Consider the following 10,035-nt stretch of genomic DNA (forward strand, 5'->3'; position numbering starts at 1 on the left):
CAAGACGAACTGGAGGGCCGCAGCCGGATCAGTGCGGGGCGGCGGCGTCCCGCTGCAGGCGGATATCAAATCGTACCGCGGCCAGGCGCACAATGACGATGAACAGCAGCCCTATGGACAGGGCCAGGGTTTCGCTCTCAAGGGCCCACTGGCAGACGAAGTACAGCCAGCAACCGGCAAAGGATATGGAAGCGTAAATCTGGTCTTTACGGAATATGTAGGGTACTTCGTTACACAGTGTGTCCCGCAGAGCACCGCCGAAGGTACCGGTCATCACGCCCAGCAGTGACGCAATAAACCAGGAGTGACCGAGATCCAGGGCCAGCTGGGCGCCCAGAATGGAGAAGATACCCAGACCAATGGCGTCCGGGAACACGATTCTGGACTCTTTGAGCCTGGCCATAACCCCGGAATAGCTGAAGACCACCGCCATGGCGAGGATCAGTATGGGGAGTTCCTGATGACTGATCCAGTACAGGGGATGATTGTCCATCATCAGATCCCGCAGGGTACCTCCCCCGAGAGCAGTGACAAAGCCGGTGGTGAATACGCCCACCGGATCCATATTTTTCTGCCGGGCGACAATCATGCCGGAGATGGCAAAGGCCACAATACCGATCATCTCGAGTACATAGATAATGTCAAACATCGGGGTATCCGGGGGTACTGGTTCAGGGTGCGCGAAGCATAGCCGAAAGTTGTGCAGGAATCATCCGGTGGACTGATCCGTTTACCGGGTTAACCTGTATTAAACAGATACATTTGATCGGGCTGGAGGGCAGCCTGATGATTCTTTCAAGTTTTTAAGGGAGTGTCCCCATGGCACTGATCCGCATGGCCTACGCCAGTGAAGCCACCTTCAGCCCCCAGCCTTCTGAGGCAGGAGTTGAACCCAACGTCGCCCGTATCCTGATGGTGTCCCGTCGCAATAATCCACGCCGGGGAATTGTGGGCGGGCTTTACTATGGCAACAACCAGTTTTTCCAGTACCTGGAGGGGGACGAAGATGCCATTCGGGATGTTTACGATGTGATTCGCAAGGACACCCGGCATCGCAACGTCAAAACACTGATAATGGAGCCTCTCAGTGAGGTTACCTTCAGCAACTGGACAATGAAATACGTGCCCATGGCTGAGGACGTCAGCCGGCTTCTGAAATCCGAGGGCCTCGACCGGTTTGAACCGGCGAAGTTCAGTGACCGGATGTGTGAGAAAATGATAGGCCTGATCCGCAATGCCAGCGAAACCGGCGGTTACGGCAACCGTGTCGCTATGGGAACAGCGGGGCCGGTCGGGGAAGTCTTTACCCCCGGCGTTCGCTATGGCCTGGTTGCAGCGGGAGTCAGTCTGGTAGCGGCTCTGGTTATTGGTGGTGTGCTCCTGCTCTGACCCTCAGGCCCACCGGCCTGGCCGGCGACAGAGGCTGTGGGGGTAACTGGTATAATTAATCACAGTGATATTGCAGTATTAGCTATCTTTATTTGATTCATGACCGGGCAGCGGTTAGCGTGTCTGGATAACTCTGCTATTCCAGTAACCTGACAACAAGAGTCCCGGAGCATTAAATGCGTGCAATTCTGTGTAAAGAGTACGGTCCTGCCGAAAAACTGGTGATCGAGGATATCGAGTGCCCCGAACCCACCGGCCTGAATGTCAAAGTGCGTGTCAAGGCTGCCGGCCTCAACTTCCCGGACACCCTGATTATTGAAGGCAAATACCAGATCAAGCCTGAAATGCCGTTCTCCCCGGGCGGTGAAATGGCGGGCGAAGTTATTTCTGTCGGTGACAAGGTGTCCCGTTTCAAGCCCGGTGACCGGGTCATCGGCATGACCGGCTTCGGTGCTTTTGCTGAAGAGATGCTGGTGGAAGAGAGCCGCCTGCTGCCGCTGCCGGAAGGTATGAGTTTTGAGGAAGGTTCTGCCTTCACCATGGTGTACGGTACTTCCTATCACGCCCTCAAGCAGCGCGCCAACATCCAGCCTGGTGAGAGCCTGCTGGTGCTGGGTGCCAGTGGTGGAGTCGGCCTGGCGACCGTCGAGCTGGGCAAGGCCATGGGCGCCCACGTGATTGCGGCCGCCAGCACCGATGAAAAACTGCAGGTTGCCAAGGCAGCGGGTGCTGACGAATTGCTGAACTACGGCAATACCGACAAGCCTCTGAAGGACATGATCAAGGACATGACCGGCGGCAAGGGCGTCGATGTGATCTACGATCCGGTCGGTGGTGCCTTCACCGAGCAGGCCCTGCGGGCCATGGCGTGGAACGGTCGTCATCTGATTATCGGTTTTGCCGCGGGTGAAATCCCGAAAATCCCCGCCAACCTGGCACTGCTCAAGAGCTGTTCCGTGGTTGGGGTGTTCTGGGGGGCGTTTACCAAGCAGGAGCCTGCCGTCCATGAGCAGAACATGGTGGATCTGATGAAGTTGTTCGCCGACGGCAAGATCAAGCCAACCATCAGCGAAGTGTTTGAATTTGAAGACTATGAGAAAGCACTTGCCGCCCTGACAGGTCGCAAGGCGACTGGCAAGGTGGTCCTCAAAGTCGGAAGCTGATCACAGTTGTTACCCCGGAGTGCCGCCCGGTGCTCCGGTTTTCCTCTCCCGCCAGACTGTTCCTGTTAAGCTCTCGTAAATAACGTCCGTACACTACTGTTCGCCAGGAACCTGACTGATGCCTACTTTCCCGGTTTTTACTGTGCCTGCCCGACTGTTGCTTCTGACGGGACTGATATCGTTGTTAAGTGGATGTGGCGGCGGTGGTGGCTCGGAGGAGGGCGTGACCGTCAGCGGCACAATTTCCATTGAGGCCGGCACCCGGGTTGACAGCGATAACGCCGACGATGCGCTCTACCGGACTTCCGTCTCCAATAATTTGCCCGGTACTGCCCAGTTTGTGCCTGTGCCAGGCATTGTCGGTGGTTATCTGTCCGGGGGGGCAGGAACTTATCCGGAGGGTGGGGATTATCCGCAAGACACCGATGATTATTTTACCGGTCCTTTTGAGGCCGGTGACCTGGTGCTGGTTCAGTTCTTTCCGTCAGAGGCGGGGCTGGACATCGGGCAGCTCTGTCTGACCCTCCCGGGTCGGACCGAACGGTGTGCAGAGGCAGATACGGGGCTGGTGCACGATACCTATCAGCAGGAAACCGGCGGTGGCGTCATCCATCTGCGGACCACCGGCACCGAGCCACTGCGGTACGTGTTGCAGGTCAACCCCTCCGGGGTGGCGACCGAGGCGCGCGGTGCCTACACGGAACCGGAACTGCTGCTGGGCGAGGCAGTGGTCATGCTGGAACCCGGGTCCGCCCGGACCATGGCCGCATCCGTGCTGGCGTCCATGGATATTGTCAGGCCGCTGGCTGAGAATACGCTGCACGTCCGTCGTCCGCAGTCTCTCAGAACGGCCTCGGTTGCGGGTCAGGATCGCCGGAACGAGACGGTCAACTGGATCCGGGACCTGCGGCAGCAGGGTATCTCTGCGGAACCGAACTATCTGTACCGCACCCAGGCGGTCACCCCTCAAACCAATCCTCTATACAGCCGTCAGGTTAATCTGGCCCAGATCAGCGTGCCACTGGCATGGCAACTGGCTCCCACCGCTGGCGCTGGCGTCGGGGTGGCGGTGATGGACACCGGACTTTTTTCGGCCTCGCCCAACAGCTTTGGCAACTGGCATCCGGATCTGAATGGCAATGTGGTTGGCGAGCCGTTGGCGCCAGTATTTCTTGATTTTGTCAGTGAACTGTACGATCAGGACAACCAAACGGGGCCGGATACAAACCCCGCCACGCCCTCCAATGGTCTGCCCCAGAGCACCAGTTTTCACGGTACCCATGTGGCTGGCATTATCGCGGCGGCGGACAACAACATTGGTGTTGTCGGTGTCGCACCTGCCGCAAGAATTTTGCCCTATCGGGTACTGGGATCCCGGATCGATTCCGGGGTAGATGGTGTTGGTTCCGGGGCGGACCTGATCGCCGCCATAAATGCCGCGGCGGTCCGGGATGATGTCCATGTGATTAACCTGAGCCTCGGTGGACTTGGCCCCAGTACTGCTTTGGAGGCAGCCGTCGATCTGGCCTCCGCCAATGGACAGCTGGTGGTTGCCGCCGCCGGCAACAGTGGTGAGTCCGGGGCAACCTACCCTGCACGCTTTGCCAGCGTGGTTGGGGTCGGGGCTCTCAATACACTGGGCGAGCGGACCTGGTACTCGAATTTTGGCGCCGGTGTCGATGTCTACGCGCCGGGGGGCGATTCAAATATCGGTTCGTTGATTGTCAGTACCTACGGTCGCGAGCAGGGCGGAGCATTTACCCCGACCTACACGGACCAGCAGGGCACGTCAATGGCTGCACCCCATGTTGCCGGGGTCTATGCCCTGATGACGTCAGTGGACCCGGAGCTCGTCCCGGCTGATTTCAATCGGTTGTTGCAAGGGGGAGTGTTGACCGATCCCACGCCCGCCTGCCCGGACTGTAGCCCGGGCCAGATCAACGCCGCCAAAGCCGTTAATGCTGTACTGACCGGTGGTTCCATGTCGGATGTAATCTATGCCGACCCGGCCGTTGTGGTGCTCCCTGCCAGTGGGTTACCCGTAACGGTACAACTGCGGCAGTTCGGGAGCGAAGCGCTGACATTGGCTGCAGAAGCGGTAATTCCCGCACCGCTGGAGCTGGTTGAACCAGCGGCCGGGCTCGCGGTGGGGCAGCCGTTGCCGTCGGACATTGTTATCAGAGCCCAGATCGGGCGCGACCTGGATCTGCCGGAGGAGGGGGTCCGTCGTACGGTGCAGATCCCCTATGGTGAGCAGGGCAGAGTGCTGGATATTCCGGTAATGATCATGCCGGTTAACGAGCTGGCGGATCGCAATGCCGGTCGGCATTATCTGTTGCTGGTAGACCTGGAGACCGGTGAGGCGGTCCGGGAACAGGCCGTGACGGCCAGAGACGGCCAATACAACTTCAGCTTCAATAACGTGCCACCGGGAGAATACTATCTGGTGGCGGGTACCGACCTCGACAACAATCTCTACATTTGTGAATCCGGTGAAGCCTGTGCTGAATATCCGGTCAATGGCTTGCCGGAGGCGTTGGTAGTGGACGACCGGAACCTGAGCGGGGTTCGACTTGATACCAGCTTCCAGCGGGACACCGTCCGTGAGCTGGGCTTGCCCCGCTATGGATTTGAGGGTTACCGTCGTATCGGTGCGCCGCCAGCGGAGAACGGATCAGGGAGGAGGCTGCCATGACAGTTCGAAGCATTCGAGATTTTTTTGTTCCAGGGCTGATGACGTTAATTTTTCTGGCAGGTTGCGCCACCAATCGCGACCTTACGGCCGACGGCGCGCCCCTGGCCCGCCAGGTAACCGCCGCCGGCCACTGTGGGCTGACAGCGCCGAGTCTGGTCTATCTGGCGTCGCGGCAAGAGCTGGACGACTTTACCCGGCTGCAGGGCCAGACCCTGGCGGCCGGCGGCCTCGAGGATCACGATTTTGGTCGTGAGCATCTGCTGGTAGTAGCGCTCGGTCAGAAACCCACCGGTGGCTATGGCGTGGTGTTGCGGTCATCGGAAATCCGCAGCGATGTCCTTCAGATAACCGCAGAAGCCCGGGCCCCGGCCCCCGGCGACATGGTGACCCAGGCCCTGACCACACCCTGTGCGGTACTGGCTGTCAGTCCCCGTGACTGGACCAGCGTCGAGGTATCCGGTCCCAACCTGCCGGGCATGGTCTATCGCCGCTGAGCGTCCGGACACGCTCCGGACAATCAGACGTTGATCTTTGGCTGCGAATCCCTAAGCTAGGGGCAGATTATGGATCTGCCAACTTCGGAGACAGCCACACTTTATGAGCCAGAACACCTACAACGCCGACTCGATTGAAGTACTCAGCGGTCTTGATCCGGTGCGCAAGCGGCCCGGGATGTACACGGATACCAGCCGGCCCAACCATCTGGCCCAGGAAGTGATCGACAACAGTGTGGATGAGGCGCTGTCCGGCTACGCCCGCAAGATCGACGTTGTTCTGTACAAGGACGGCTCCCTGTCGGTGGAAGATGACGGCCGCGGCATGCCGGTGGACATTCACAAGGAAGAGGGTTTGCCCGGGGTTGAACTGATCCTCAGCCGGCTGCACGCCGGCGGCAAGTTTTCCGAGGGCAGTTACGGCTTTTCCGGTGGTCTGCACGGTGTTGGCGTATCGGTGGTGAACGCGCTGTCTACCCATCTGGAAGTGCTGATCAGGCGGGACGGCCAGCTCTGGCGGATGACATTCGCCAGTGGCGACAAGGCGTCCGAACTGCAGGCCATTGATACTGTTGGCAAACGCAATACCGGAACCCGCCTGCACTTTATGCCGGATCCGAAGTACTTCGACTCCCCGAAATTCTCTGTCAGCCGCCTGCGCCATAATCTTCGCGCCAAGGCCGTGCTGTGCCCGGGCCTGACGGTTACTTTTCTCCAGGAACAGACGGGCGAGAAAGACGAGTGGTATTACGAGGATGGTCTTCGTGACTACCTGCGCTCGGCGCTGGCGGACATCGAGGCGATTCCCCTGGATCCGTTCACCGGACGCTTTGCCGGTAATACCGAGCAGGTGGACTGGGCAGTCCAGTGGCTCCCCGAAGGTGGGGAGTCAGTGACCGAAAGCTATGTGAACCTGATTCCCACCGCCCAGGGCGGCACCCATGTGAACGGCCTGCGCACCGGCTTGCTGGAAGCCATTCGCGAATTCTGTGAATTCCGCAACCTGCTGCCCCGGGGCGTCAAACTGTCTCCGGAGGATATCTGGGAGCGCTGTGCCTATGTGCTGTCCTCCAAGATGCAGGATCCCCAGTTTTCGGGTCAGACCAAGGAGCGGCTGTCGTCCCGCGAGGCAGCGGCGTTTGTGTCCGGCGTGGTCAAGGACGCCTTCAGCCTGTGGCTGAATCAGCACACCGGGGTGGCGGAAGCCCTCGCCGAGCTGTTCATCAGCAATGCCCAGCGCCGGCTGAAGGCCAGCCGCAAGGTGGCCCGCAAGAAGGTCACCTCCGGGCCGGCGCTGCCAGGCAAGCTGGCGGACTGTTCCGGCTCTGATACCAACCGGTCCGAGCTGTTTCTGGTGGAAGGGGATTCGGCGGGAGGCTCAGCCAAACAGGCCCGGGACCGGGAGTTCCAGGCGGTGATGCCGCTGCGGGGCAAGATTCTGAACACCTGGGAAGTGGACTCCGGAGAAATCCTCGCGTCTCAGGAGGTTCACGATATCTCTGTGGCCATCGGTGTCGACCCCGGCTCCGACCAGCTCGACGGGCTGCGTTACAACAAGGTCTGTATCCTGGCGGATGCAGACTCTGACGGTCTGCACATTGCCACCTTGCTCTGCGCCCTGTTCGTCCGTCATTTCCGCCCGGTGGTCGAAGCCGGCCACATCTTTGTAGCCATGCCCCCGCTGTACCGGGTCGACCTGGGCAAGGAGACCTTCTACGCCCTCGATGAGCATGAAAAACAGGGCATTATTGACCGCCTGGCGGCGGAAAAGCGCAAGGGCAAGATTTCCGTTACCCGCTTCAAGGGCCTTGGTGAAATGAACCCACTGCAGCTGCGGGAAACTACCATGGCCCCGGACACCCGCCGGCTGGTGATGCTGACCATTGCCGATGGCGACGATACCATGGAGTGCATGGACATGCTGCTGGGCAAGAAGCGGGCGTCGGACCGCCGGGTCTGGCTGGAAGCCTATGGCAATATGGCGGATGTAGCCGGCTGAGCATCGTCCGGTCCGGACTCGGGGCCGGATCGGTAATATATTCCTGCTGGTGCTATTAAAAGCATTCTTTATTCTTTCTATGATATTACCCGCTTCGCTATGCTGCCTCCCTTGAGTTCTCGGGGTGGTGTGTATGGATTGGCAAGCCTGGTTATCGGTCAGCCTCGCCGTTACGGCGTTGCTGACCATGAGTGTCGGTCGGGTGGCGCCTCATCTGGTGATGATGGGGGTGCTGGTCATTCTCAGCGCCAGCGGCATTCTCGATGCAAGCCAGGCCCTTGCCGGATTCAGTAACAGCGGTCTGATCACCGTGGCCGCCATGTTTGTGGTGGCAGCCGGTATTCACCATTCCGGCGGCGTCGATCTGCTGGTCAACCACTTGCTTCGTAATCCCAAAACCACCCGTTCCGCCCAGGCCAGGATTGTTCTGCCTACCGCATTGCTCAGCGGATTCCTGAACAATACGCCGGTGGTGGCCACCATGATTCCTGCCATTCTCGCCTGGTCCCGCAAGATCGGTGTGGCGCCTTCACGGCTGATGATTCCGTTAAGTTACGCAGCCATCCTTGGCGGTACGCTGACGTTGATCGGCACCAGCACCAACCTGGTGGTGAATGGCCAATATCAGGCTCTGACCGGAGAGGCTGGCTTTTCCATATTTTCCATCACCGCCGTTGGTTTACCGGTGGCTATTGTCGGCCTGCTGCTGATCATTTTCTTCACCGCCCGTTTTCTTCCGGATCGCAAGGATCAGCAGAAGTTCGGTTCGATGCGGGAATTTACCCTCGAGGTTGCGGTTGCGATGAACGGTCCCCTGGTGGGCAAGACCGTGGGTGAGGCCGGCCTGCGGGAGCTGGAAAGCCTTTATCTGGTGGAAATCGAACGGGATGGCAGTGTGGTCACCGCAGTGCCGTCGGAAGAGCATCTGCGTGGCGGTGACCGGCTGGTGTTTGCCGGTGATACCCAGGCCATTTCCGACGTACTGCGAATCAACGGCATTGTGCCCTCGGTGGAGGGTGATGAACCGGCGCTCAGCAAGGTTCGCGCCGAGCGGAGTCTGGTAGAGGCAGCCTTGTCTCCCCAGTCGGATGTGATCGACATGACCATTCGCGATGCCAGGTTCCGTGATCGCTACGGTGCCGTGGTATTGGCGGTGGCAAGGGGCGGCGAACGGGTGTCCGGCAATCTGGGTAATATCCGCCTGAAAACCGGGGATGTGCTGCTGCTGGAAGCGAGGCCGGCGTTTGTCAGTCGTCAACGTTACAACAAGGATTTTCTGCTGATCAACGATCTGGAGACCCAGACGCCGCGCCACGAACGGGCCTGGCTCGCCTGGGGTATTCTGCTGGTGCTGGTGGCCTCGGCGGCCTTTGGCGCGCTCAGTATGCTCAATGCCGCGCTGCTGGGAGCGGCGCTGATTCTTCTGACCGGCTGCTGCTCGGTGAGTCAGGCTCAGAAGGCCATTGATGTGCCGGTGTTGATGACCATTGCGGCCTCCTTCGCCCTGGGTACGGCGTTGCAGGTCACCAGCGCTGCCACTGCCATGGCGATGCAGATTATCGGCTGGAGCGGTGGCAACCCGGTACTCATGCTGGCGCTGGTGTATGTATCCGTATCGGTGCTGACCGAAATGATTACCAACAATGCCGCAGCCGTGGTCATCCTGCCGATTGTTCTGTCCGTAACCGCGGCCTCGGGCTTGCCGGCGGAACCCTTCGTGATTGCGGTGATGATGGCGGCTTCGGCCAGTTTTGCCACACCCATGGGCTATCAGACCAATATGATGGTTTTCGGGCCCGGTGGGTACCGCTTTACCGACTTCCTGAAAGTGGGTATTCCGATGAATCTGATGATTGGTCTGGTGACCATTGCAGTGATTACTGTGGTCTATCAGGTGCCATTGGTGGCCAGCGGGCCCTGATCCGCCAGGATGTCACAGCACAGCACCCGCAGATCCCCCTCAAACCGGAATCCCAGGGACAGGGTTACGCACATGTAGACACCGGTGATGGACAGATAAGGACTGGTTACCTGCATCCGGTTGGGCTGGGCCAACGCCTGTTTCAGATAATTCTGTCGGTACCAGTCCGCGCTGCTGGTGTTTTCCAGGGGGCGGTAACGGGGGTCCAGAATACGGGCGCCGACTTCCGAGACCTGGGTATCGTCAATCTGTACGCCGCGCTGGTCGATCAGGTAGCAGCGGGAAACCGTATGGTGAGCCAGAATGCTGGTGCAGGCCTGGGCCAGGCTGGCGCCCTTGATCAGTTGTTCTGCGGCGGTGCGGAAGTGGCGGGG

7 protein-coding genes and 1 pseudogene are annotated in these 10,035 nt (G+C 59.6%); 6 read left to right on the forward strand and 2 right to left on the reverse strand.

The window, feature by feature from the left end; all coding sequences use genetic code 11:
• Positions 1-28: 28 nt before the first annotated feature.
• Complete coding sequence (locus AAC035_RS13515) at positions 29-649, reverse strand: trimeric intracellular cation channel family protein (RefSeq protein ID WP_339805032.1); 621 nt, start codon at positions 647-649, stop codon at positions 29-31.
• A 170-nt stretch (positions 650-819) separates the two neighbouring features.
• Here AAC035_RS13515 and AAC035_RS13520 point away from each other — a divergent pair, with 170 nt between their 5' ends.
• The 6 genes from AAC035_RS13520 (at position 820) to AAC035_RS13545 (ending at position 9,661) form a co-directional block, all read left to right on the forward strand.
• Entirely contained in the window at positions 820-1,389 is a 570-nt protein-coding gene (locus AAC035_RS13520) for a BLUF domain-containing protein (RefSeq protein ID WP_339805034.1), read from the forward strand.
• A gap of 176 nt (positions 1,390-1,565) precedes the next feature.
• Positions 1,566-2,552: an NADPH:quinone oxidoreductase family protein gene (locus AAC035_RS13525; protein WP_339805036.1), complete on the forward strand. Its 987-nt coding sequence runs from the start codon at positions 1,566-1,568 to the stop codon at positions 2,550-2,552.
• A gap of 118 nt (positions 2,553-2,670) precedes the next feature.
• Entirely contained in the window at positions 2,671-5,247 is a 2,577-nt protein-coding gene (locus tag AAC035_RS13530) for a S8 family serine peptidase (protein ID WP_339805038.1), read from the forward strand.
• Positions 5,244-5,741, forward strand: coding sequence for a protease complex subunit PrcB family protein (locus tag AAC035_RS13535; protein WP_339805040.1), 498 nt, complete (start codon positions 5,244-5,246; stop codon positions 5,739-5,741). Before AAC035_RS13530 ends, AAC035_RS13535 begins: the two co-directional genes overlap by 4 nt.
• Positions 5,742-5,844: 103 nt before the next feature.
• On the forward strand, positions 5,845-7,740 hold the full coding sequence (gene parE, locus AAC035_RS13540) for a DNA topoisomerase IV subunit B (RefSeq protein ID WP_339805042.1): 1,896 nt from the start codon (positions 5,845-5,847) through the stop codon (positions 7,738-7,740).
• Between the two features lie 133 nt (positions 7,741-7,873).
• Positions 7,874-9,661, forward strand: a complete 1,788-nt coding sequence (locus AAC035_RS13545) for an SLC13 family permease (protein WP_339805044.1) — start codon at positions 7,874-7,876, stop codon at positions 9,659-9,661.
• Here the strand turns inward: AAC035_RS13545 and AAC035_RS13550 are convergent.
• Positions 9,631-10,035: pseudogene (locus tag AAC035_RS13550) on the reverse strand (EAL domain-containing protein); the annotation flags it as partial. The gene AAC035_RS13545 and the pseudogene AAC035_RS13550 overlap by 31 nt on opposite strands.

The sequence above is a fragment of the uncultured Marinobacter sp. genome (assembly GCF_963974375.1).
Classification (GTDB): Bacteria; Pseudomonadota; Gammaproteobacteria; order Pseudomonadales; family Oleiphilaceae; genus Marinobacter.

Excerpts from the sequence above, each read along its gene's own strand:
- AAC035_RS13515 (WP_339805032.1), bottom strand. The coding sequence starts at position 649 with ATGTTTGACATTATCTATGTACTCGAGATGATCGGTATTGTGGCCTTT.
- AAC035_RS13545 (WP_339805044.1), top strand. The coding sequence starts at position 7,874 with ATGGATTGGCAAGCCTGGTTATCGGTCAGCCTCGCCGTTACGGCGTTG.
- AAC035_RS13520 (WP_339805034.1), top strand. The coding sequence starts at position 820 with ATGGCACTGATCCGCATGGCCTACGCCAGTGAAGCCACCTTCAGCCCC.
- AAC035_RS13525 (WP_339805036.1), top strand. The coding sequence starts at position 1,566 with ATGCGTGCAATTCTGTGTAAAGAGTACGGTCCTGCCGAAAAACTGGTG.
- AAC035_RS13535 (WP_339805040.1), top strand. The coding sequence starts at position 5,244 with ATGACAGTTCGAAGCATTCGAGATTTTTTTGTTCCAGGGCTGATGACG.
- AAC035_RS13530 (WP_339805038.1), top strand. The coding sequence starts at position 2,671 with ATGCCTACTTTCCCGGTTTTTACTGTGCCTGCCCGACTGTTGCTTCTG.
- parE (WP_339805042.1), top strand. The coding sequence starts at position 5,845 with ATGAGCCAGAACACCTACAACGCCGACTCGATTGAAGTACTCAGCGGT.